Origin of the sequence: Filobacillus milosensis, from assembly GCF_004402015.1 — a bacterium.
GTDB classification, from domain to species: Bacteria; Bacillota; Bacilli; order Bacillales; family Alkalibacillaceae; genus Filobacillus; species Filobacillus milosensis.
Genome location: NZ_SOPW01000004.1, coordinates 178987 through 202757 on the forward strand (window position 1 = coordinate 178987; position 23771 = coordinate 202757).

Annotated in this window: 23 protein-coding genes and 1 other annotated feature; all 23 genes read right to left on the minus strand. The window is 36.1% G+C overall.

Annotation, left to right across the window (positions count from 1 at the left end):
* Window positions 1-76 precede the first annotated feature (76 nt).
* Entirely contained in the window at window positions 77-679 is a 603-nt protein-coding gene (pyrE, locus tag E3U55_RS05475) for an orotate phosphoribosyltransferase (protein WP_134339341.1), read from the minus strand.
* Complete coding sequence (gene pyrF / locus E3U55_RS05480; RefSeq protein ID WP_134339342.1) at window positions 654-1376, minus strand: orotidine-5'-phosphate decarboxylase; 723 nt, start codon at window positions 1374-1376, stop codon at window positions 654-656. The genes pyrE and pyrF overlap by 26 nt, the downstream gene beginning before the upstream one ends.
* Window positions 1373-2281 carry a dihydroorotate dehydrogenase gene (locus E3U55_RS05485; RefSeq protein ID WP_134339343.1) on the minus strand — a complete coding sequence of 303 codons (909 nt, stop codon included), beginning with the start codon at window positions 2279-2281 and terminating at the stop codon, window positions 1373-1375. Before E3U55_RS05485 ends, pyrF begins: the two co-directional genes overlap by 4 nt.
* Window positions 2265-3044, minus strand: coding sequence for a dihydroorotate dehydrogenase electron transfer subunit (locus E3U55_RS05490; RefSeq protein WP_228547478.1), 780 nt, complete (start codon window positions 3042-3044; stop codon window positions 2265-2267). Before E3U55_RS05490 ends, E3U55_RS05485 begins: the two co-directional genes overlap by 17 nt.
* Window positions 3041-6241, minus strand: coding sequence for a carbamoyl-phosphate synthase large subunit (carB, locus tag E3U55_RS05495; RefSeq protein WP_134339344.1), 3201 nt, complete (start codon window positions 6239-6241; stop codon window positions 3041-3043). Before carB ends, E3U55_RS05490 begins: the two co-directional genes overlap by 4 nt.
* A complete protein-coding gene (locus E3U55_RS05500) occupies window positions 6234-7319 on the minus strand; it encodes a carbamoyl phosphate synthase small subunit (RefSeq protein WP_134339345.1) in 1086 nt (361 codons plus the stop codon). The genes carB and E3U55_RS05500 overlap by 8 nt, the downstream gene beginning before the upstream one ends.
* A complete protein-coding gene (locus E3U55_RS05505; RefSeq protein WP_134339346.1) occupies window positions 7312-8589 on the minus strand; it encodes a dihydroorotase in 1278 nt (425 codons plus the stop codon). Before E3U55_RS05505 ends, E3U55_RS05500 begins: the two co-directional genes overlap by 8 nt.
* Complete coding sequence (locus E3U55_RS05510; RefSeq protein WP_134339347.1) at window positions 8573-9466, minus strand: aspartate carbamoyltransferase catalytic subunit; 894 nt, start codon at window positions 9464-9466, stop codon at window positions 8573-8575. Before E3U55_RS05510 ends, E3U55_RS05505 begins: the two co-directional genes overlap by 17 nt.
* A gap of 11 nt (window positions 9467-9477) precedes the next feature.
* Complete coding sequence (locus E3U55_RS05515) at window positions 9478-10842, minus strand: uracil-xanthine permease family protein (protein ID WP_134339348.1); 1365 nt, start codon at window positions 10840-10842, stop codon at window positions 9478-9480.
* 175 nt (window positions 10843-11017) lie between these two features.
* Window positions 11018-11557, minus strand: coding sequence for a bifunctional pyr operon transcriptional regulator/uracil phosphoribosyltransferase PyrR (pyrR, locus tag E3U55_RS05520; RefSeq protein WP_134339349.1), 540 nt, complete (start codon window positions 11555-11557; stop codon window positions 11018-11020).
* A gap of 179 nt (window positions 11558-11736) precedes the next feature.
* The gene (locus E3U55_RS05525) at window positions 11737-12648 is read right to left on the minus strand and encodes an RluA family pseudouridine synthase (protein WP_134339350.1); all 912 of its coding nucleotides are present in this window, start codon (window positions 12646-12648) and stop codon (window positions 11737-11739) included.
* Complete coding sequence (gene lspA, locus E3U55_RS05530; RefSeq protein WP_323740403.1) at window positions 12641-13117, minus strand: signal peptidase II; 477 nt, start codon at window positions 13115-13117, stop codon at window positions 12641-12643. Before lspA ends, E3U55_RS05525 begins: the two co-directional genes overlap by 8 nt.
* Window positions 13118-13561: 444 nt before the next feature.
* A complete protein-coding gene (gene ileS, locus E3U55_RS05535; RefSeq protein ID WP_134339352.1) occupies window positions 13562-16303 on the minus strand; it encodes an isoleucine--tRNA ligase in 2742 nt (913 codons plus the stop codon).
* Between the two features lie 101 nt (window positions 16304-16404).
* Window positions 16405-16620, minus strand: a binding site (T-box leader).
* A 61-nt stretch (window positions 16621-16681) separates the two neighbouring features.
* A complete protein-coding gene (locus E3U55_RS05540) occupies window positions 16682-17197 on the minus strand; it encodes a DivIVA domain-containing protein (RefSeq protein WP_134339353.1) in 516 nt (171 codons plus the stop codon).
* An 85-nt stretch (window positions 17198-17282) separates the two neighbouring features.
* Window positions 17283-18056, minus strand: a complete 774-nt coding sequence (locus tag E3U55_RS05545) for a YlmH family RNA-binding protein (protein ID WP_134339354.1) — start codon at window positions 18054-18056, stop codon at window positions 17283-17285.
* Between the two features lie 19 nt (window positions 18057-18075).
* Window positions 18076-18339 carry a YggT family protein gene (locus tag E3U55_RS05550; protein WP_134339355.1) on the minus strand — a complete coding sequence of 88 codons (264 nt, stop codon included), beginning with the start codon at window positions 18337-18339 and terminating at the stop codon, window positions 18076-18078.
* Between the two features lie 8 nt (window positions 18340-18347).
* Window positions 18348-18785, minus strand: a complete 438-nt coding sequence (locus tag E3U55_RS05555; protein WP_134339356.1) for a cell division protein SepF — start codon at window positions 18783-18785, stop codon at window positions 18348-18350.
* 10 nt (window positions 18786-18795) lie between these two features.
* Window positions 18796-19476, minus strand: coding sequence for a YggS family pyridoxal phosphate-dependent enzyme (locus tag E3U55_RS05560; RefSeq protein ID WP_134339357.1), 681 nt, complete (start codon window positions 19474-19476; stop codon window positions 18796-18798).
* Window positions 19477-19496: 20 nt separating this feature from the next.
* Complete coding sequence (gene pgeF, locus E3U55_RS05565; RefSeq protein ID WP_194840826.1) at window positions 19497-20297, minus strand: peptidoglycan editing factor PgeF; 801 nt, start codon at window positions 20295-20297, stop codon at window positions 19497-19499.
* Window positions 20298-20358: 61 nt separating this feature from the next.
* On the minus strand, window positions 20359-20610 hold the full coding sequence (locus E3U55_RS05570) for a YlmC/YmxH family sporulation protein (RefSeq protein WP_134339359.1): 252 nt from the start codon (window positions 20608-20610) through the stop codon (window positions 20359-20361).
* 465 nt (window positions 20611-21075) lie between these two features.
* Complete coding sequence (gene sigG, locus E3U55_RS05575) at window positions 21076-21858, minus strand: RNA polymerase sporulation sigma factor SigG (protein ID WP_134339360.1); 783 nt, start codon at window positions 21856-21858, stop codon at window positions 21076-21078.
* Between the two features lie 145 nt (window positions 21859-22003).
* Window positions 22004-22723, minus strand: a complete 720-nt coding sequence (gene sigE, locus E3U55_RS05580; RefSeq protein ID WP_134339361.1) for an RNA polymerase sporulation sigma factor SigE — start codon at window positions 22721-22723, stop codon at window positions 22004-22006.
* On the minus strand, window positions 22723-23637 hold the full coding sequence (locus E3U55_RS05585; RefSeq protein ID WP_194840827.1) for a sigma-E processing peptidase SpoIIGA: 915 nt from the start codon (window positions 23635-23637) through the stop codon (window positions 22723-22725). The genes sigE and E3U55_RS05585 overlap by 1 nt, the downstream gene beginning before the upstream one ends.
* Window positions 23638-23771 lie beyond the last annotated feature (134 nt).

Consider the following 23771-nt stretch of genomic DNA (forward strand, 5'->3'; position numbering starts at 1 on the left):
CCTCTCCACCTCAACAATCTATAAATCTATATTATCATATTGATTCATGGAGAGGTTTATGTAATGTATATGGCAATTATAATGCATCTCTCCACTGCAATAATGTCTCCACTTGGTTATGATTAAAATGGTTTTTTTGCTTTAATTCTTCAATAAGTGAATCAAATGTAAGTAAACTGGTTGAGTTGTATTTATGTTTATCCATATTATCTTTACTCGCTTTCAAGTTATAGGAGAAAATAGATAGAATTCCTAAAACATCTCCACCCGCTTCTCTAACTGCGTTAGCAGCTTTAATGGAGCTTCCACCTGTTGAAATCAAATCCTCAATGACTACAACCTTCTGACCTTCTAGTAAACGGCCTTCGATTTGATTGTTTAATCCGTGACTTTTCGCTTTATCTCTTACGTAAATCATCGGCTTTTGCAGTCGATCAGCAACCCAAGCTGCATGCGGAATACCAGCCGTTGCACATCCGGCAATCACATCAACATCTGAATAAGACTCTTCAATTAAACTTACAAACTGTTTAATAACATCTTCTCTGACGTTAGGGTAAGAGATTATTAAGCGGTTATCACAATATATAGGTGACTTTAATCCAGACGTCCACGTAAAATATTGATCTGTATTAACTTTTAAAGCCCCTATATTACTTAATTGTTTGGCTATACTCATCTTCCCACTCCTTTAATGCTTGATTATAAGCTTCTTTAGGGTTATCAGCTTGTGTGACACTCCTGCCAATCACAAGATAATTTGTGCCTTGCTGTTTAGCTAATTGTGGAGTAGCTACACGTTTTTGATCATTAGCGCGATCACCTTTTAAACGTATTCCAGGAGTTAATGTCAAAAAGTCACTGCCACAACGTTCTTTTATTCGTTTGACTTCATGAACAGAACAGACAACTCCATCAATACCTGTTTTTTTTGACATCATGGCATATGAATCTATAACTTGATCAATTGGAGCGTCGATTAATAATTCATCTTTTAACATCTCAGAATCAGTAGATGTTAATTGAGTGACTGCTAATAACTTAGGGGCTTTGCCTTCCGCTCCATCACGCAACCCTTCACAAGCTGCTTTCATCATTTCAACACCACCAGCTGCATGAACATTAACCATATCAACTTCTAATTTTCCAAGACTTTTCATCGCAGCATAAACCGTATTAGGGATATCATGAAGCTTTAAATCCAAGAATATAGAATGACCTCGCTGTTTCAATTCTTTAATCAACGACGGACCTTCACGATAAAAAAGTTGCATACCTACTTTTACTGGCACTCGGTCTAATTGATGTTCATCTAAAAATTGTAATGCTAAGTCTTTGGAGGAAAAATCTAAGGCAATATACAGTGAGTCTCTCACGAAACCGCCACCTCTCTTAATTCATCAAGCGATGTAAATTTATAGCGTTTCAATGCTTCTGGTAATTCATCGATGATTTCTTTACAAACTAATGGATTATGAAAGTTTGCAGTTCCAACCGCAACAGCATTAGATCCGGCAAGTAAAAATTCAATAACATCATCCGCTGTGCAAATTCCTCCCATTCCAATGATGGGCAAATCAGTTTGTTCTCGAACTTGATGAATCATTCGAATAGCTATAGGTTTAATAGCTGGCCCCGATAATCCGCCCGTCTCATTTGCGATCAGAGGTTTACGAGTTTGCTTATCAATAGCCATCCCTGTAAGGGTGTTAATCATTGACAATCCGTCAGCTCCAGCTTCTTCAACAGCTCTTGCCAATTCAGTAATATCAGTGACATTTGGTGATAACTTTACAAATAAAGGTTTTTTTGAGACTTGCTTAACAGCTCGTGTTAACTCATAAGCTAGATTAGGGTCTGTCCCAAACTGAATCCCACCTTCTTTAACATTTGGGCATGAAATATTTAATTCAAGAGCTTTAATGGTAGGATGTTGAGATAATTTTTCTGCTACTTGAACATATTCCTCTAAAGTACTTCCAGCCACATTTGCAAAAATAGGTGTATCATATGAATCCAGGAATGGTAGTTCTTGTTCCATAATCTTATCAACGCCAGGGTTCTGTAAACCTATTGCGTTAAGCATGCCAGACGGTGTTTCTGCTACTCTTGGCGTTGGGTTACCAAATCGCTGTTCACCTGTTGCAGCTTTTATCACAACAGCTCCTAACTCACTCAAATCATAAAACTGACTAAATTCTTTCCCAAAACCAAAGCATCCTGAGGCAGGCATAATTGGATTCTTTAACTGTAATCCTCCTAAATCAACTGATAGATTCATATAATGTCACCTCATTAGAATGAAATACAGGACCATCTTGACAGATCTTCACATAACCTTTTTCATTATCAGCTTCACAAACACAAGCAAAACAAGCTCCCACACCACAGCCCATACGCTCTTCAACAGATAATAGACCTTGAGTATCCCTCAATTGGAGTTGGATAGCTCCTAACATGATTAAAGGGCCGCAAGCAAAATAGTAATCAACTTGATTTTGCATTTGGTTAATCACATCAGTTACAAATCCTTCTTCTCCATAACTACCATCATTTGTAGCGACTGTTGTGTTTGCATATTTATTGAATTTTTCTTCATAAAAAACCGAATCGCTTGATTGATAGCCTAAGACTGCCTTAACGTCATTGCGTTGACTGAGCTGTTTAGTGAGGGCGTATAGAGGAGGTACCCCCACTCCTCCACCAACTACAAGCACGTTTTGGTTAGCCAGATGGTCAATCTCAAACCCGTTCCCTAATGGCCCTAATACATTAATGAAACTCTGATCTGATTGTTTACTTAACCATTTAGAACCTTCTCCAATTACCTTGTAAATAATGACGAGTTGGTTTGTTTCAAGCGAATAATCGGCAATGGAGAAAGGGCGTCTTAACATATGTGAAAACCCTTCTCCAATTTTTATATGAATAAATTGTCCTGGCCGCTTAATTTGTTGAACTAAATCCCCTTCAAGCACCATTTCATATGTGTCTTTGGCAATAACTTTATTTGAAACAATGGATAAGTCTTGTTGTAAAATCAAACTAACACCACCGTATCCTGCTTAGGCATTGGCTGAGCAGTAAATGTCATCGACTCGATTACACTAAGAATTGCTTTTGCTGTATCTAATGAAGTCAGGCAAGCCACTCCATGTTCAACCGCTTCACGACGAATTCTAAATCCATCCGTATGAGGTTGTTTTCCTCTTGATAAAGTGTTCACGACAAATTGGACTTTTCCAGTTTCGATTAAATCGAGTAGATCATTTTGGGCTCCAATTTTGTTAACAGTTTGAACTGGAAGCCCCATTGATTCAATAACCTTTGCTGAACCTTCCGTTGCATAAAGTTCAAACCCAATGGCGTGGAATCGTCGTGCAATGGCCTGCATCTCTGTTTTATCCTGGTCTGCAACCGTTAGTAATACAGCGCCTTCAGTTGGTACTGATAGGCCGGAAGCAATCATCCCTTTGTATAAAGCTTTTTCCATCACCCGGTCTCGCCCAATGACTTCTCCTGTTGATTTCATTTCAGGCCCTAAAGTAATATCAACACTTCTTAACTTCTCAAAAGAAAATACAGGTACTTTAACTGAAATCAGGTCTTGCTCTGGAATTAACCCTTCTGAATAACCTAGTTCATGCAATGATTTACCTAACATCACTTGAGTTGCTAGATTGGCCATCGTCACTCCAGTAATTTTGCTCAAAAACGGTACGGTTCGGCTTGAGCGTGGATTAACTTCTAATACATATACTTCATTGTTGTGATAAACAAATTGAATATTGATTAAGCCGATAATGTTAAGTTCTTTAGAAATTTGTTTTGTTATTTCAACACATTGTTCTTTAATACTAGGGTGTATGTTCTGCGTAGGATAAACAGCAATCGAATCGCCTGAGTGAACGCCTGCTCGCTCGATATGTTCCATAACTCCAGGAACCACAACTGTTTCTCCGTCACATATCGCGTCCACTTCCAATTCGACACCTGTTAAGTATCGATCAATTAACACAGGTTTATCTCGATGAACTTCTACAGCATGCTTCATATAATGTTTTAGATCACTCTCGTCATATACAATCTCCATCGCTCTTCCACCAAGGACGTACGATGGGCGAACTAATACAGGAAACCCTAATGATTGAGCCTGTTCAATAGCTTCAACCTCACTAGTTGCTATGCGAGCCATAGGTCTTGGTACATTTAACTTTTCAAGCATATTTTCAAATTTATCGCGATCTTCAGCACAATCAATGGATTCTTTTGATGTACCGAGAATTGGTATACCATATTTCTCTAAACCGTCTACTAATGAAATAGCTGTTTGACCACCGAATTGTACAATCACACCTTCTGGCTGTTCTAAATCAATGACATTTAGTACATCTTCAAGCGTCAGTGGTTCAAAATATAATTTATCTGATATTTGAAAGTCTGTTGAAACTGTTTCAGGATTATTATTCATTATAATTGCTTCATATCCGGCTTCTTTGAGTGCTAACACTGAGTGTACTGTTGCATAATCAAATTCAATTCCCTGCCCAATGCGTATTGGACCAGACCCAATTACCAGAATCTTTTTTCGGCTGGTAACAATTGATTCATTTTCCTCTTCATACGTGCTGTAAAAATAAGGTGTTTCTGACGTAAATTCAGCTGCACACGTATCTACCATTTTATATACAGGTTTAAGTTGGCTGGATAAACGGAACGAGCGAACTTCTTCTTCTGTTGATTCCCAGAATCTCGCAACCGTTTCATCCATAAAACCTTTCTCTTTTGCTTCTTTCAACAGTTCTGCATTCCAATGATTAGTCTTTAAAAGCTGTTCTAGTTTAATTAACTGATCCAACTTGTATAAAAAGAACAAATCAATCTCTGTGTATTGATGGATATCTTCTAATGTAAAACCTCTTCTGAATGCTTCAGCAATTAAAAACAAGCGTTCATCATCTGCAACTTTTAGTCGTTTCATCAGTTGCTCCATCGATAAATCGTGAACTTTTGGCAGTAATAAATCTTTCGTATTAATTTCAAGTGAACGAATCGATTTTAATAATGACTCCTCAAACGTTCGACCAATTCCCATGACTTCCCCTGTTGCTTTCATTTGTGTACCAAGCTTACGGTTAGCTGCATGAAATTTATCAAACGGCCAACGAGGTATCTTTGTCACAACGTAATCTAAAGCAGGTTCAAAATGTGAATATGTGGATCCAGTAACTGGGTTGATCATTTCATCTAACGTTAACCCTACAGCAATTTTCGCTGCAATTCTTGCAATTGGATAACCTGTTGCTTTAGAAGCTAAGGCTGACGAACGGCTAACACGCGGATTAACTTCAATCACATAATAATTAAAACTATATGGGTCCAATGCCAATTGAACATTACATCCACCTTCAATTTCTAACGCTCTTATAATTTTTAATGAAACATTTCTTAATAATTGATATTCACGGTCACTCAATGTCTGTGATGGTGCAACAACTATTGAATCGCCTGTGTGGATACCAACTGGATCGACGTTTTCCATGTTACAAATAATAATAGCGTGATCTTCTCCATCTCTCATAACCTCATACTCAATCTCTTTAAAACCGGCAATGCTTTTCTCAATCAAACACTGGTTAACAGGAGAGGCATCTAAACCATTACGAATAATTTCTGTTAGTTGTTTTTCGGTCTCACATATACCTCCTCCAGTTCCACCCATCGTATAGGCTGGTCTTACAATAACTGGGTATCCAGTCAATTCAGCAAACTTTAGTGCTTCATCTACAGTTTGAACGATTTCACTTTCAGGTACTGGTTCGTTTAATTCATACATTAAACTTCTAAACGATTCACGATCTTCAGCTTGTTGAATAGCACTTAGTCTAGTACCTAATAACTCAACATTGTTCTCTTCCAGAATTCCTCTGCGGTCGAGCTCCATCGCCATATTTAATCCTGTTTGACCACCTAGAGTTGGTAAAATAGCATCTGGTTTTTCTTTTCGAATAATTTTTGCCAGGAACTCAGGAGTTAAAGGTTCCATATAAACTTGATCAGCCATTGTATCGTCAGTCATGATTGTGGCTGGGTTTGAATTGGCTAGAATTACTTCATAGCCTTCTTCTTTTAATGCTTGGCAGGCCTGTGTTCCTGCATAATCAAATTCAGCCGCCTGACCAATAATGATTGGTCCAGATCCAATTACTAAAATTTTCTCAATATCAGTTCGTTTAGGCATGAATCATTCCTCCATTTACTTTTTCTAAAAACACATCAAATAGCGTGTTTGAATCTTGAGGTCCAGGTGAACTTTCAGGATGATATTGAACAGAAAAAACTTCATATATTTCGTGTTCTAAACCCTCAACAGTATGATCATTTAATGCAACTTGGGTTTCTTTAAGACTTGTTTTTGCTAATGATTCACGTGTCACTGCATAACCATGGTTTTGAGAAGTCATCCATACTTCGCCTGTTTTCAAATCTTTTACTGGGTGGTTCGAACCGCGATGTCCAAATTTCATTTTGTGCGTATCAGCTCCACAAGCTAAAGCAATTAACTGATGACCCAGACAAATTCCGAATACAGGAACTTTGCCAATTAAACCTTTAACTAATTCAATGCCTTCTTGTACATCTTTTGGGTCACCTGGTCCATTTGACAGCATGACTCCGTCAGGTTTTAACTGTAAGACCTCAGCTGCAGTGATGTTATATGGGACAACCGTCACATGACAATGGCGTTGAGTAAACTCTCTTAAGATCCCGTGCTTCATTCCGAAATCTACTAGCACAATCCGTTCACCTTGGCCAGGTACGACATACGGTTTAACAGTAGAAACACGTTTTACTTGATCATTTCTAAGTTTCGTTTCTTTTAATTTTTCTTTAATCTCGTCTATTTGATCGATGTTGTCTGTCATAATTCCTGTCATTGTACCTTGCTGACGAATAATTTTAACAAGTTTTCTAGTATCAACATTAGCTAAACCAGGTATATCTTTCTGTTGTAAGTATTCATGTAATGTCCATTCTTTTCGAAAGTTTGAAGGGTATTCAGCACACTCTTTAACGATTAACCCTGAAATAGGTGGTTGAATCGTTTCAAAATCATCTCGATTGATTCCATAATTACCGATTAAAGGATAGGTCATAACAACAAATTGATCACAATAAGAAGGATCAGATAATGTCTCTTGATAACCTGTCATACCAGTGTTAAAGACGACTTCCCCAACTTTCTCGTTTAAAGTAGCCCCGAATGCTTTACCTTCAAAAATCGACCCGTCTTCTAGTATTAAGTAACGTTTATGCATGTACTTCTTCCTTTCTCCAAGCAATATTTCCATCCACAATGGTTAACATCGGTATTCCTTGAACTTTCCATTGATTAAAAGGCGTGTTAGAACCTTTTGAAGCAAATTTCTTAACATCAACTGACTCTAATTGTTCTAAATTAACTAGTACTAAATCTGCTGTTGAACCAATCGTTAATTTTCCATAAGGAAGGTTGAATATTTTAGAAGGCTTGATTGTTAACCAATCAACCAACTGTTTTAGAGTAAAAATATTTTTCTTAACTAGATTTGTATATAAAAGTGGAAAGGCCGTTTCTAGACCAACGATTCCAAATGGTGAGTTGAGGAAACCGTTAGATTTTTCCAGCTCTGTATGAGGAGCATGATCAGTTGCGATACAATCAATCGTACCGTCCAACAATCCGTCAATTAAGGCTTGGCGATCTGCTTTCGATCGTAATGGAGGATTCATTTTATAATTCGCATCGTCTGATGGAATATCATTTTCAGTAAGTAATAAATGATGAGGAGTAACTTCAGCTGTAACTGGAATACCAGCGCCCTTGGCATCTCGAATAACTCTTACAGATTCTTTTGTGCTGACATGACATACATGATAATGACAACCCGTTGCTTCAGCTAAAAGAACATCACGAGCAATATGAGCGGATTCACTAATGGATGGAATGCCTGGTAGGTTAAGTTCAATGTTTTTGTTGCCATCATGCATCACACCATCGTAAACAAGAGTGTTTTCTTCACAGTGTGCAACAATCGAAGATCCAGCTTTTTTTGCTTGCTTCATCGCACGATACATCATGTGAGCTGACTGAACGCCTACACCATCATCGGTAAAAGCAAATGCACCTTGTTCTTTAAGCGATTCAAAATCCACTAGCTCTTCACCCTGTTGATCTTTTGTAATAGCAACATAAGGTAATACACGAACATGAGCTGTATCTTCAATTCGTTCTAATACATGTTGTAATGTTTCTTTTGAATCAGGAACAGGATTAGTATTCGGCATTGGGCAAATTGTTGTAAATCCACCTCTAGCGGCTGCTAATGTTCCTGTATCAATCGTTTCTTTAGCTTCACCACCTGGCTCGCGTAAATGAACATGCACATCCACAAAGCCTGGGAATAAGTAGTTACCTTTTGCGTCGATCACTTCAGCTTCTGTGCTCGATAGATTTAAACCAATAGATTTTATTTTGCCTTCTTTAATAAGAACGTCTGTTAATGACTCGTGATCTAATAATTGAACATTTTTAATGAGTAATGTCATATGTTAACCCTCCTTGGTTTATATAAAAATTTATAATCGCTTGCCTCATGGCTACCCCGTTTGACATTTGTTTAAAGATACGAGACCGTTCACACTCCACTAGCGAACTATCAATCTCGACTCCCCGATTAAAAGGGGCTGGATGCATGATAATACTTTTTGGTTTCATTAGTTTTCCTCTTTCAACAGTTAATCCGTACTGATCTAAATAATCTTCACATTGATAAGTTTGTTTGTGTCGTTCGTTTTGCACTCGTAATAGCATGATGACATCAGATTCTTTAACAGCTTCATCCATAGTGACATATTCAAAAGGTAAGCTTTGATCATGCCATTCTGATTTAGCGACAAATTGAACTTTGGCACCAAGCTTTGATAAAATTTGAGCATTAGATCGTGCAACCCGGCTATGAAGTATATCACCGCAAATAGTTATAACTAGATTTTCAAAGTGACCAAAGTCTTGTTTAATCGTTAGTAAATCCAGAAGACTTTGTGTAGGGTGCTCACCTGAACCATCTCCTGCATTAATAATAGGTATGGATATTTGGTTTAATTCATCATAGTATCGTTCTTGATTATGACGAATCACTACAAATTCAGCACCGATTGCTTCAACAGTTTTTACTGTATCGTAAAGGGATTCTCCCTTTGTAACGCTTGAAGTTTCAGGTGCGAATGATAAAAGATTCACACCTGAATTTATACAAGCCATTTCAAAGCTCATTTTCGTCCGAGTCGAAGGTTCATAGAATAATAGAGCTCCTGTATGTGGTAAATGCGGCGACTCTGATGACTCAATAATCTCATTAGCATCATCAATTAATTGATGAATATCTTCTACTGACAAGTCATTAATTGAGAATAAATGATTCATATAAAGCCTCCTTAGCTTGCTTGTTTATGATCCGTTTCAAACATTTCATCATTACCCTTTGCTTCTTCTCGCCCAGGTAAAATCAAGTTCAGAATGACACCGATAATTGCTGATAGAGCCATGCCTGAAAGCTGTAAATCAAACTCTGGTAGTTGAATTTGAATATACATACCACCGATTCCAATAACCAGAATGACTGATGAAATAATTAAGTTGCGATTCTTACCTAAATCGACGTTGTTATCTATTAACATTCTTAAACCACTTGAAGCGATAATACCGAATAGAAGAATTGATACCCCTCCCATAACTGGCGTTGGTATTGATTTAATTAGTACTGAGATGATATCGATAAATCCGAAGAAAATCGCTAGTACAGCAGCTCCTCCGATTACAAATACACTGAAAACTCTTGTAATGGCTAGAACCCCAATGTTTTCGCCATATGTTGTGTTCGGTGGTCCACCAAGCATTGATGCAATAATCGTAGCTACACCATCACCTAGAATTGAGCGGTGAAGTCCTGGTTTCTTAATGAAGTTTTTGTTTGTAACTTTTGATAATACCATCTGGTCACCAATATGCTCTGTGATGGTTACTAGAGCGATAGGAACCATAATACCAACGATTGACCAACTAATCACATCAAATGGTGAAAAATCAACAAACGGTATTAGGAATTCTGGTTTTGTGAAAATAGCAGCAATCAATTCTCCAAAACCATTAGCGTTCAACAATTCGTTCCAGCTGTATTTAATTCCACTGGTGTCTACCACACCAAGTATTAGTGCGAAGATATATCCTCCAACAATACCTAGAAGAATCGGGATGATCTTCCAGAAACCTTTAAAGAAAATTGATGCGACGATTGTTATTGTTAAAGTAACAAGAGCGATTCCAATAAACGTTAAATTGTAGTTCCCATCTTTATTCATTGCCATATCAATAGCTGTAGGAGCTAATCCAAGACCAATCACCATAATCACTGGTCCAACAACAACTGGCGGTAAAATATTTAGTAACCAGTTTACACCTGCCAATTTAATAAATAAGGCGACAATTCCATAAACAACACCTACTAAGAAAGCACCAACCATTGCGCCAGCCAGGCTCTCCACTTGCGTTGCTACAACAATTGGCGTAATAAAAGCAAAACTAGAACCTAGATAAGCTGGAATCTGACCTCTAGTAATTATTAAGTAAGCAAGTGTCCCTAATCCACTTGTAATTAAAGCAATGCTCGGAGACATTTCAGTTAAAAATGGTACTAAAATTGTTGCTCCAAACATCGCGAATAAATGCTGTAAACTTAGAATTAACCACTTGTTCCAATTTGGTACGTCTCTTACATCTAATACTCTCTCATTTGTGTTCATGTTTTTCTCTCCTTATTTTTATAATTACTCTATAGTTATTGCCATAAAAAAAACTCTTTGCGAAAGGTCGCAAAGAGGTATACCTGTACATACTACTCCCGGTAATATGACACAAGTTACATTCACAACCTTCTTAGCCTCTCTGGACTATCTTTTAAAGGTTCGATCTATTAAATTATTCAAAAATACTTACTTGATCCATTTCATCCGATTCAACGAGTTGAACCTTAATGACTTCATCCTTTGAAGTTGGGATGTTTTTGCCTACGTAATCAGCTCTGATTGGTAACTCACGATGTCCTCGATCAATTAAGACAGCTAGCTGTACACTTTCAGGTCTTCCAATATCGATAATCGCATCCATTGCTGCTCGAACTGTACGTCCAGTAAAAAGAACATCATCTACAAGAATAATTTTCTTTCCAGAAATGTCCTGTTGAATATTTGTTTGGTTAACCGTTGCTTCATCGACAGAATCCTTGTTAGATAGATCATCTCGGTAAAGTGATATATCTAATTCACCAGTTTCTACCTTTACATTTTCAATTTGTTCAATATTTGTTTGAATACGTTTTGCTAAAGGCATTCCTCGAGTTTTTATTCCAACTAAAACCAAGTCATCAGTACCTTTGTTTCGCTCGATAATTTCATGAGATATTCTTTTGATTGCTCTTGCTATAGCTGCTTCATCAAGTAGCTGAGTTTTTTCTTGCATAACATCCCTCCTAAAACAAATCACACAAAAAAACCTCTTTTGGCACACAAGGTGACAAAAGAGGTTTTAGATATACTAATCCCCAAATATCCGTACAATTTGTCACCTTGATAGCCTCTCTGGACTATGTTTAAAGGTTTATATTCTAATTGCTTATTTTACTTGATAATGTATAAATGTCAATAGATTTTAGAGACATTTTCTAATGTTTCTTTAAAAATATTAGGTGGTTCACAGGTGAATTCTAACTTTTCCCCTGTGATCGGATGTATAAACGATAATTTCCTAGCATGCAGAGCTTGTCCTTGGACATCTAACGTTTTTCTTCTGCCATATTTAGGGTCACCAACAAGTGGATGATCAATGTATTGAAAATGAACACGAATTTGATGGGTTCTTCCAGTTTCTAAATCACAGTACACATGAGAAAACTTATCGAAACGTTCAACTACTGAGAAATGAGTTATCGCTGGCTTTCCATTTTCCACAACAGCCATTTTTTGACGGTCATTAGGGTCGCGGCCAATCGGCGCATCAATAGTGGCTTTATCATGATTAATGGTGCCATGAACTATAGCCTCATATTGACGTTTTATTTCTTTATTAGAAAGTTGTTCTGAAAGTTTTTCATGCGCTTGATCATGTTTAGCTACAATCAATAAACCACTTGTATCTTTATCAATACGATGTACAATACCAGGACGATAAACCCCGTTTATTCCTGATAAATCGTTACAATGATAAAGTAATGCATGTACTAATGTTCCAGTTCGATGACCATGGGAAGGGTGAACAACCATACCTTTTTCTTTATTAACAACGAGTAAATGCTCATCCTCATAAATAATATTTAGCGGTATATTTTCAGGTTCAATTTCAAGTTCTTGCACTTCTGGTTCTTCCCAAGCTAACTCGTCACTTAACTGACACTTATAATTACTTTTGACATGTTCACCATTAACTGTAACATAACCATCTTTAATCCAAGACTGGATTTGGCTGCGTGAGGCAGTTAGGTTTAATTGAGTTAATACTTTGTCAATACGCTTATTTTTGTATTCTTCTGTTACAACATATGTTTGTTTATCCATTGAATTTCTTTCCTTTGTTTTTCATTTCATCAATCAACATAAACACAATAAATAATACTACCCCTACAGTTAGTGCTGAATCAGCTATATTAAATATTGGGAAGTCATAATTAAATATATAAACATCAATGAAGTCTATTACTTCTTGAAATAAAATTCGATCAATAAAGTTACCAATAGCACCACCAAGTATAAATGCAAATCCGATCATCAAACCAGGGTAACTATCTTTGTATAAATTCATGTAATAAATCAGCACACCAATAACAATGACAGTTACTATATAGAACAGCCACATCTGTCCCTCTAAAATTCCCCAGGCAGCCCCGGAATTTCTATGAGAAGTAATGGATAAGAATCCAGGGATCACTTCTATTGATTCATACAAATCCATCGACCTTGTGACGGTCCATTTAGTTAATTGATCTAGGAAAACAATGATTAGTGTTAATATGTAATATCTCACAATGCTACCTCCATTACTAACTATCCTATTGAATTTTACCATAAAAACAACGTTAAGACGATTAATAATGGAATAAAAAAAGAAATGCCCTACTTTTGTAAATAAATAAAAGAGCCCTACTAAAATGATTAGTAGAGGCTCGTATAATTAAAAGTAATCTTCTATTCAAATAAATCTTAAAGCTGATTAGTTAAATGGCTACATTAAAGTATGTTGTTGATTCTACGAATCGCTACAGGCGGACGCTTTCCGCGGGCACGGCCTCAACTTCCCAAAACTCACTGCCGTTCGTTTTGCGTGATTTTCGGCTCGCGCTGTTCCCGCAGGAGTCGCCGCCTTTTGCTTTACGTATTAATAATTTTCACTTATTTTATCAACATTAATATTTAACAGCTCCAAATAAATGACACGATAAATCTATTTCTAAACATAATATATCTTAAAAAATTAACCTACAATATCTGCGCAACGCTCACATAATTCAGGGTGTTTTTCATTGTTACCAACCGTGTGAGATGATACCCAACAACGCTGACACTTTTCACCTTCATGTTTTTCAACAGCTACAGATACACGATTATAGGATTTAGCTAAATCGTGATTCTGAGATAAATTAACTTCAGATACGATTAAATATTGATGCAGATGTTCCATTGAGTTTAATAAATCCATAGTCGCTTCATCTTTAGGGACGATTGTTAGTTTAGCTTCTAGTGATTTTCCGATGACCTTATCCGCACGTGCTTCTTCAAGAGCTTTTAAGACATCTTCACGAATATCCATAAAGTCTTCCCATTTTTGTTTGATCGTTGCTTCGCCTTCAACAGATCTACCTTCTGGCATATCAGTTAATTGTACACTGTCTTCCTCAACACCAGGAATATATTGGTAAACTTCTTCTGATGTATGAGATAAAATCGGTGATAATAATTGACTTAAGCTAACGACCATTTCATAGTAAACGGTTTGAATACTACGACGGCGGTGATCATTCGCTTGCTCAATATATAAAATATCTTTTGCAAAATCCAAGTAGAAAGAACTTAAATCAACTGTACAGAAATTATTAACTGTATGATAAATGGTTGAGAATTCATAATCATCATAAGCTTTTCTTACTTTGCGAACCGTTTCTTGTAAGCGAATAAGCATATAACGGTCAACTTCTTCTAAATCTGAATCAGCCACTGCATCAGTTGCTGGGTTAAAGTCATGTAAGTTACCAAGTAAGAAACGGAATGTGTTACGAATCTTACGATAGACTTCAGCTACTTGTTTTAAGATATTATCAGAAACTCTTACGTCAGCTGAATAATCTGTACTTGCAACCCAAAGGCGTAAGATATCCGCTCCAAGCTGCTTCATAATCTTAGAAGGTACCATCACATTACCCATAGATTTACTCATCTTACGTCCTTCACCATCTAGCGTGAACCCATGGCTTAAGATGCCTTTGTAAGGTGCTTTACCAGTTACAGCAACAGATGTCGTTAATGAAGAATTAAACCAACCACGATACTGGTCAGAGCCTTCTAGATAAAGGTCTGCAGGTCGAGCTAAATCTTCGCGTTCTAACAATACACCTTGGTGAGTTGAACCTGAATCAAACCAAACATCCATAATATCTGTTTCTTTAGTGAATTCACCGTTAGGGCTTGATGGATGTGTGAACCCATCCGGTAAAAGCTCCTTAGCTTCACGTTCGAACCAAACATTTGAACCGTGCTCTCTGAATAAATCAGCAACATGCTCAATCGTTTCTTCAGTAATAATCGGTTCACCATCTTCACCATAGAATACAGGAATTGGTACACCCCAAACACGCTGACGAGAAATACACCAGTCTTCACGGTCTTTGACCATGTTGTGCATACGAACCTCACCCCATTCAGGATGCCAATTCACATTTTTAATCTCTTCAAGTAAAGTTTCTCTAAAATCTTTAACAGAAGCGAACCACTGAGATGTCGCACGGAAGATTGTTGGCTTTTTTGTACGCCAGTCATGCGGATACGAGTGAGTGATAAACTCAAGTTTAAGTAAAGCACCTTCTGCTTCTAATTTCTCTGTAATTTCTTTATTCGCCTTGTCATAGAATTGACCTTCAAAACCAGGTGCTTCATCAGTAAAGACACCTTTCTCATCAACTGGGCAAAGAACATCTAAACCGTATTGTTTACCAATCCAAAAGTCATCTTCCCCGTGACCTGGAGCAGTATGAACACAACCCGTACCTGATTCAGTTGTCACATGAACACCTAAAATAACTAATGAATCACGGTCATAGATTGGATGCTTAGCCACAACATGTTCTAATTCAGCGCCTTTTAATGTTTTAACTACGTTAACTTCTTGCCATTCTAGTTTTTCAGATACTTCATTAAGTAAATCATGAGCAATAACAAAATTACGTCCGTCAGCTTCAACGACTACATATTCTAGGTCCGGATGAACAGCAATAGCTAAGTTTGCTGGAATCGTCCAAGGCGTTGTCGTCCAAATGACGATTTGCTCATCACCATCTAAGACACCTTTACCATCAGAAACATCGAAAGCAACATAAATTGATGGTGAGCGCTTATCTTGATATTCAATTTCAGCTTCAGCTAATGCGGATTCAGATGAAGGCGACCAGTAAACAGGTTTCTTACCTTTATAGATAAAGTCACGTTTAGCCATCTCACCAAATACTTTAATTTGTTGTGCTTCAAATTCAGGCTTTAATGTAATATATGGATTATCCCAATCACCACGCACACCCAATTGCTTGAACTGTTCACGTTGCCTGTCAATTTGATCTAACGCATAGTCTTTACAACGTTCTCTAAATTCAGCAATAGACATTTCTTTACGTTTAATTTTCTTTTTCTTAGTTAATGCAACTTCTATTGGAAGACCATGAGTATCCCATCCAGGTACATAAGGAGCATGGAAACCAGACATTGACTTATAACGTACAATAAAGTCTTTTAAAATTTTATTTAAGGCATGCCCCATGTGGAGATCACCATTAGCATAAGGAGGTCCATCATGTAACACAAATAACGGACGACCTTTTGTACGGTTTTGTACTTTTTCATAAATATTTTCTTGATTCCAGCGTTCTTGCATTTCCGGTTCACGTTTCGGTAGATTCCCGCGCATCGGAAATTCAGTTTGCGGCATTAAGAGCGTATCTTTATAACTCATTCAAAATCCTCCTAAAATAAGTTCTTTATTCGTTCTAATTCATACTTTCTATCATTGACCAAAATAAGAAAGTATAAAAAAAGAGTTTCCTCGAATCCCTAAATAGGGACGAGAAAACTCGCGGTACCACCCTCATTGAGTAACATCAATTTGTCACTCCACTCGACATTCGTAACGTGAATGAAACGTCCTCTTTTACTTCATTCAAAAAGGAACTCCGGGATGATCTTCCTTAAAAGGTCGTTACCAGGCTTTCACCAACCCCAGCTCGCTCTAAACGATTGTCTTTTAAGTACTGTTCCCATCTTCGTTTTCAAAATTTTATTATTCTTATACGATATGAAATTATATGAAAAAATGATTATTTCGTCAAGACATTTATTCAGAAGTAGAGTATTCACCTAAACGGTGGTTGTCTTCTTCATTCGATTCAATTTCAAATAAGTCTTCCCAATCATCATTATCAATAATGTCTAGTTGAGCTTCAACAAGCATCTTTAAACGAGTACGGAATACCTTCGCTTGTTTTTTTAGTTCTTCAATCTCTATAGAAACTGATCTAGATTTTGTTAAAGCTTCATTCACAATACGATCAGCATTTTTCTCAGCTTCTTTAATGATTAATTTTGCTTCTTTATTCGCATTATTTTTCACTTCATCTGCTGTTTCCTGAGCAACTAAAATTGAGCGGTTAAGTGTTTCCTCAATGTTATTAAAGTGACCATTCTTCTCTTCTAATTCAGATACACGTTCCTCTAAAGACTTCTTTTCACGAATAACTTTTTCAAAATCCTTAATAACTTGATCTAAAAATTCATTAACCTCATCTTCATCATAACCACGAAATCCTCTTGCAAATTCTTTATTATGAATATCTAATGGCGTTAAACCCATTTTGTAGCCCCCTTTTGTATTCATACGTCTCCAGATTTATATAACTATTTCGACAAGAAATGTTGAATTCCTTCAAAATTAAACGTTATTTTAATCTGGCAGTTCTTATTCTGATTTTATTTTTCTTTGTTTCTCCCAATAATCCAACGACTTTACTACGACCTTTTTTCTTAACTGAAATTAAATCACCTGACTCAAGGCTAAATGAAGGATCACTTACGACCCGGTAATTAACTTTAACAGCTTCTTTTTGAATATATTCCTGAGCTTTTTGACGAGACACTTGATAGATATCTTTTAATATAACATCCAGCCTGGTTGAAGAAACTGTACTATCTTTTTCATACCAATTATGATTTTGGTTAATTACCACTTGGAAAGGCACTTCTTTTAATGTTATCGACGTGTTTTTTATTTTTGTTAACTGCATTTGTATAAATACTGCAATTTCTTGATCAGCTATTATTTGAAAAAATCCGTGATCAACTAAGATGTCTCCAACTTTTTTCCGATGAATGCCCAATGACATTAGAGTTCCTAGCACATCTCTATGTGTTAAAGTGACAAACTTCGTATGAAATGAACCTTGTAAAACTGTGATATTAAAGCTATTAGATTGTATATCTTCATAAAATGGAGCTAGTATTGCTTTTTTTCTCTCGGCTTGCTTGTATCCCCCATAAAAGTCAAGGATTAGATCACTTTGCTTGCCAATTATGGATTGAAGTATCGTTTGTTCTCTGGGATTCAAAAAGTCAGTGACAATGGTTTTGTACTGGATTTCAACTTGCTCTTTCCAGTCTAGCGCTTGGTCAATGAAAGGTTGTTCATCTGGTCTGTAATGTTGATAAATATCCATGTGCTACCTCACTAACTTATTAAAGAAATCTTGTAAATAAAGTTATAGCACCGTCAACGGCTAAATTCAAAACAATAATAGCTACAATTGGTGAAATATCAATCATTCCAATTGGAGGAATAATTTTTCTGAACGGCTCTAAAAATGGCTCGCAAATTTTAGCTAAAAATTGCCCAATTGAAGATTCTCTTGCCCCTGGAAACCAAGACATTAGGATATAAGCAATTAAAGCAAAAGAATAACCTTGAATAGCAAAAATAATTATGGTACCTAATAATTCCATTGATTTACCTACTTTCTATTAAATTGTTCTTCATCAAATAATTCTGTGATATTACCCGATATATTCACATGCTCGGGTGTACATAAAAAAGTTTGTTGACCTAACTTCTGTATATTTCCATTTAATGCATAGACTGTCCCACTTAAAAAATCTACAATCCTGCGTCCAGTTTGATGATCCAAGCGTTGCAAATTAACTACGATTGATTGCCTTTTCTTTAAATGGTCTGCTATGCTTTGTGTTTCATCATAGCTCGTGGGCTCACACAAAACCATTTTTGCATCATTTTGTACCGATGTTAGGCTAACGATATTATCTTTTTGATCTTGATTTGAAGGTTGTTCCCGGTAGTGTTGATGAGTTCGCTCGTTGTGTTGTACCGTTTCTTCAACCTCATCGTATTCTTCAAAGTCAAAGAAAGCTTTGAATTTATCTTTAAACCCCATAATAAACCTCCTATTGTAGCTCTTTTCCTACTAAGCTTGTCCCTATTCGCAAATGTGTGGCTCCCTCTTCAATAGCAACCTCAAAATCCTGACTCATTCCCATTGATAGGTAATGACAAGGGGCATGATTCAAGTTCATCTCTTGAATTTGATCTCTAAGATTACGCAATGACTTAAAACAGTTACGAACAACATCTTGTTCTTCAGTCAATGGTGCCATGGTCATTAATCCAACAACCTCTATATTCTCATAATCCCCTAATAATTTTATGAAATCATTCACTTGTTCAGGTTGGAGACCATGTTTTGATTCTTCACCACTTGTATTAACTTGTATAAAGCAAGGGATTTTTCTATTAGATCGTTTGTTAATTTCTTTAGCCAATGATTTACGATCTAATGAATGTATGTAATCTACATCGTCTATAATTTCTTTCACTTTTCGGGACTGTAGAGTCCCAATAAAATGCCAAGTAGCTTGTTTACCAATCACTTCAAATTTCTCTTTAAAGCCTTCTAAACGATTTTCGCCTAAATCTTGAATACCTGCTTTAATCGCTTGGTTAGCTGTTTCAATTGACACATATTTAGTTACAGCGACAACAGTTATTTCATCTTCCTGACGATTGGAACGCTGACATGCTTCATTTATTTGGCTCATGATTTGATTATAATTTTCTTTAATGGTCATTAGACATCCCCTCTTGTTGATTAACTATTGTTAAGATAAATAAATGCCATCATACGTCCAGTTTCACCTTGATCTCTACGATAGGAATAAAATAATTCCTCATCTTTAAATGTGCAATATTCAGTTATATATATATAATCACTTATGACATCAGCATCGACTAAATACAGAAAATTTAATCGTTTTAGATCTAATAAAAAATGACCTTCTGTAGTCGGAGTTAATACCTCATCATGATAAGCTTCCGGTATATGATCAACGACACGTTGGTCAACCTCATAATTCTTCTTTGAAATACACGGTCCAATAATGACTTCAATTTCACCAGGTTTTATCCCTTTTTCCATAAACTTATTAACCATTAGTGGCCCTATGTTTTTTACCGTGCCTTTCCAGCCGGCATGAGCAATCCCTATCAAATTAGAGTGTTTAGCTTTAAATAGTAATGGAACACAATCAGCATAAAAAGCCGTTAGCACATGATTAGGGGTATCGGTTAACATACCATCCGCATCAATTGCAGCCTCGTCATGCTTTAATTTATTTAAGTCCCCATCCCATGTAGTTAAATCAATAATCTCATTACTATGAACTTGATTAAGGGATTTCCAATCACTTAAAGGTCGTTTAATCCATTCACTAAACTTTTGCCTGTTTTTTAGAACATGTACTCGTTGATCCTTCACATGTAGACCTAAGTTCATAGAATTAAATGGCGCTTGACTATAACCATTTTGTCGAGTAGAAAATCCAGCTGTTACATTTGATCCTTTCCATGGTTTCACTTCTAAATAATTTTCATGATGTTCCAAGATTTCCATACGATCGCTCCTTGTATTACTCCCTATTTTACCATAGATATCAACAATTTTCTGCATATTATTATTCAAATTGTCTATTCATATGCGGTATCTTCACAAGGATTACATCTGCTCCAATTCGTTCGATGTTTGACCATCGGATTAATAACTCTTCCTCTTCACCGAATAAACCAAACCATTTGGCTCTTGTGGTTACAACTAATGCTAAAACAACCCCTATGGTGACATCAACCTCTAAATCGTTAATAAATCCAATTTTTTCACCGTTATCAACATTTATAATATCTTTTGTTTGAAGTTCTGATAATAACATGAAAATCACCCCTTTGTCTTACATATATGAAAAGACACATAAAAATAGCCCCTGAAAATTTCAGGAGCTACTTTAAAATTAGTTTTGTTAAAGTTGTGTTAATTCTACGAATCGTTACAGGCGGACGCTTTCCGCGGGCACGGCCTCAACGAAGGAACTTCAATGAATAACCCTCATTGCACCATTGCGCCGAGTAAGCTTACTTCGAAGCATTACTAGTAGACGCAGGTGCATCCAAAGCGATTTTCGCTCGTGCTGTTCCCGCGAAGACCTGGACGGTCAAGTGTCGAAGTTGGCCACAAATGCTACTTGAAATACGTCTTTGCATTAGTTTCCGCCGAGTAACCGCAGGCGCAGGACGTGGCCGTTTTTAGTCGACCAGGAGTCGCCGCCTTTCACTCTTCATTAAATTCATATATGTTACCTTTTCTTGTATTAACATTTAGCTTTAACAGTGATTAAGAACTAGTTTTCTAATACACTTTTATTCATTTCTTTAATTGCTGATTTTTCAAGTCTTGAAACTTGAGCTTGTGAGATTCCTATCTCATCTGCAACTTCCATTTGTGTTTTTCCTTCAAAGAAACGTTGATTAATGATAAGCTTTTCTCGATCATTTAAACTTTTTATTCCTTCTCGAATGGCTAAATCATTAACCCAAGAAGAATCTTTTTGTTTCTCATCTTTTAGTTGATCCATAACAAAGATTGGATCGCTTCCATCGTTATAAATAGGTTCAAACAATGAAACTGGATCTTGAATGGCATCTAATGCAAAAACCACATCTTCTTGTGGAACATCCATCTCTTTTGCAATTTCTTGAGTCGTTGGTTCAGTAGATGTTTTACTCATTAATTGTTCTTTAATTTGTAATGCCTTATAAGCTATGTCTCTTAAAGACCTTGAAACTCTTATCGGATTATTATCTCTTAAATACCTACGAATCTCACCGATGATCATAGGTACCGCATAAGTCGAAAATTTTACATTTTGACCTAAGTCAAAGTTGTCAATTGATTTCATCAAACCGATACAACCAACCTGAAATAAATCATCTACATTTTCTCCACGATGATTAAAACGCTTAATGACACTTAATACTAATCTTAAATTACCATTCACTAATTCTTCCCTTGCTTGTACTTCTCCAGACTGCATGCGTCTAAATAAGTCACGCATTTCTTCATTCGTTAAAACTGGCAACTTTGAAGTATCAACACCGCATATTTCAACTTTATGTCTCGCCATTTTTGCCCCTCCCGCATGGAGATGATGTTCAATTTAAAGTTTCTCCAGTACGGAAGTTTTTATGCGGATTTATTCATTTTCAAAATATTGTATATCTATTGATTAATTTATTTGAAATGGTGCAACCCTAGTTACTACAAGGTTTTTATACCATTTTATTAAATTCTCGTTTTAAACGTCTGATAATTTTTTTCTCTAGTCTTGAAATATAAGATTGTGAAATTCCAAGTTGTTCAGCGACATCTTTCTGAGTTTGTTCCTTGTTACCACTCAAACCAAATCGCATTTCCATAATTTGCTTTTCTCGTCCTGATAACTTTGATAATGCCGATTTTAATAAATTTTTATCAACAGACAAATCCAGGTCTTTAGTAATAATATTTTCTTCAGTGCCTAAAACATCAGATAATAATAACTCATTACCATCCCAATCTACATTCAAAGGTTCATCAAATGAAATTTCTGTTTTACGCTTATTATTCCTTCTTAAGTACATTAATATTTCATTTTCAATACATCTTGATGCATACGTCGCCAGTTTAATATTTTTCTCTGGATTAAATGTATTAACGGCTTTTATGAGTCCAATTGAACCAATACTTATTAAATCCTCAATATGAATACCCGTATTCTCAAACTTTTTAGCGATATAAACCACTAATCTTAAATTATGCTCAATTAATTTAGACTTTGCCTCTGCATCACCATTACTCACCCGATCTAACATTTCTTTTTCTACTTCTTTTGTTAATGGTGGCGGTAAGGCTTCACTCCCCCCAATATAGTAAATTTCATCAGGCTTACCTTTAAGTTTAATAATTAACGTTAAGAAAAAGAATTTAATTCGGTACCAAACTCGCTTCATTATATTACTCCTTTCACATGTTGAACCTTTGTATTTTTAGATTGAAATAATAATGGATGTAACAGGCTGTTATAATTCAGACTCTGAGAAAACTCCCCAAAGTGTACACCAACATAAACTCTTTTGGATGAATGAATAAACTGACCAACTTTAATCGAAACTTGTTTAACCTGAAATACTGGAATGTATCCATGATCTCCGCCGGCTTTTTTTAATGGAATATACTCAAAAGGCAGTTCGTAGTCTGGACTTAAATGTGATTTGTTTCTTAACTCATTAATTTTATCGCTTCCAAACCATTCAGCTGCTGTAGGTTCGTCAATTAACATAATGGGTTTGTTCATGAGAGGATGGGTTAATTGATTACCAGTATCATAAAAACCTTTTAAGTGAAAGCTCATATTCTCGTTAATTTTTACAACTACATCATATAATTGTTCATGTTTTAACTTGATAACGGAAAGGGATTGTAATCGATCTTTTGTAAACCAAAGAAATAAAGGAAAAGTAATAAGTATAAATATCCAACTAACCATATTTCCATAGCTTATATGTGTTAACCAAGGAGCATCGATATATTGAGATTGTAAAAAATAATGAAGCCCAAACAATCCACCTCCGATTGCAAAGTTAATGAAATAGAAACTAAAAAAATAAATAAAAAACTTTTTCATTGATTGGAATGAAAAAGCTATTAAGATGATGCCAATTGAATACAACGCTTTAATAATTGGTAAATTGAGCCAGTCCAAAGAAGGGATAAACGATAATGGAATAATTAATGAAGCGTAGAATCCCGCCAAAACAACACGCCATTTAGAAAAAGGATGTCGCACAACCCAAGCTACGACGAACAAAACAAGGCAATCAAAGAAAAAATTTAAAATCCATATTAAATCTAAGTATATTTGCACGACAGTCATCCCTTTTTGAAATAGAGAAAGTTTTATGCTTGTACCTAAAAGTATAAAAAAAAGAGCCGAAAAATCATGTCAATTTTTCGGCTCTTTTTGCATCTATTTTTGCAAGGTTTTGTCATAATAAAGAT

Excerpts from the sequence above, each read along its gene's own strand:
- E3U55_RS05540 (WP_134339353.1), bottom strand. The coding sequence starts at position 17,197 with ATGGGTTTAACGCCATTAGATATTCATAATAAAGAATTTGCAAGAGGA.
- E3U55_RS05500 (WP_134339345.1), bottom strand. The coding sequence starts at position 7,319 with ATGCATAAACGTTACTTAATACTAGAAGACGGGTCGATTTTTGAAGGT.
- ileS (WP_134339352.1), bottom strand. The coding sequence starts at position 16,303 with ATGAGTTATAAAGATACGCTCTTAATGCCGCAAACTGAATTTCCGATG.
- E3U55_RS05545 (WP_134339354.1), bottom strand. The coding sequence starts at position 18,056 with ATGGATATTTATCAACATTACAGACCAGATGAACAACCTTTCATTGAC.
- E3U55_RS05550 (WP_134339355.1), bottom strand. The coding sequence starts at position 18,339 with ATGGAATTATTAGGTACCATAATTATTTTTGCTATTCAAGGTTATTCT.
- E3U55_RS05570 (WP_134339359.1), bottom strand. The coding sequence starts at position 20,610 with ATGTTATTATCAGAACTTCAAACAAAAGATATTATAAATGTTGATAAC.
- E3U55_RS05555 (WP_134339356.1), bottom strand. The coding sequence starts at position 18,785 with ATGGGGTTTAAAGATAAATTCAAAGCTTTCTTTGACTTTGAAGAATAC.
- sigG (WP_134339360.1), bottom strand. The coding sequence starts at position 21,858 with ATGGCGAGACATAAAGTTGAAATATGCGGTGTTGATACTTCAAAGTTG.
- pgeF (WP_194840826.1), bottom strand. The coding sequence starts at position 20,297 with ATGGAAATCTTGGAACATCATGAAAATTATTTAGAAGTGAAACCATGG.
- E3U55_RS05515 (WP_134339348.1), bottom strand. The coding sequence starts at position 10,842 with ATGAACACAAATGAGAGAGTATTAGATGTAAGAGACGTACCAAATTGG.
- pyrR (WP_134339349.1), bottom strand. The coding sequence starts at position 11,557 with ATGCAAGAAAAAACTCAGCTACTTGATGAAGCAGCTATAGCAAGAGCA.
- E3U55_RS05505 (WP_134339346.1), bottom strand. The coding sequence starts at position 8,589 with ATGACATTACTCATTAAAAATGTTCAATTATTAGATCACGAGTCATTA.
- pyrE (WP_134339341.1), bottom strand. The coding sequence starts at position 679 with ATGAGTATAGCCAAACAATTAAGTAATATAGGGGCTTTAAAAGTTAAT.
- sigE (WP_134339361.1), bottom strand. The coding sequence starts at position 22,723 with ATGAAGCGAGTTTGGTACCGAATTAAATTCTTTTTCTTAACGTTAATT.
- E3U55_RS05525 (WP_134339350.1), bottom strand. The coding sequence starts at position 12,648 with ATGGATAAACAAACATATGTTGTAACAGAAGAATACAAAAATAAGCGT.
- E3U55_RS05510 (WP_134339347.1), bottom strand. The coding sequence starts at position 9,466 with ATGAATCATTTATTCTCAATTAATGACTTGTCAGTAGAAGATATTCAT.
- E3U55_RS05485 (WP_134339343.1), bottom strand. The coding sequence starts at position 2,281 with ATGAATCTATCAGTTGATTTAGGAGGATTACAGTTAAAGAATCCAATT.
- E3U55_RS05560 (WP_134339357.1), bottom strand. The coding sequence starts at position 19,476 with ATGACCATTAAAGAAAATTATAATCAAATCATGAGCCAAATAAATGAA.
- carB (WP_134339344.1), bottom strand. The coding sequence starts at position 6,241 with ATGCCTAAACGAACTGATATTGAGAAAATTTTAGTAATTGGATCTGGA.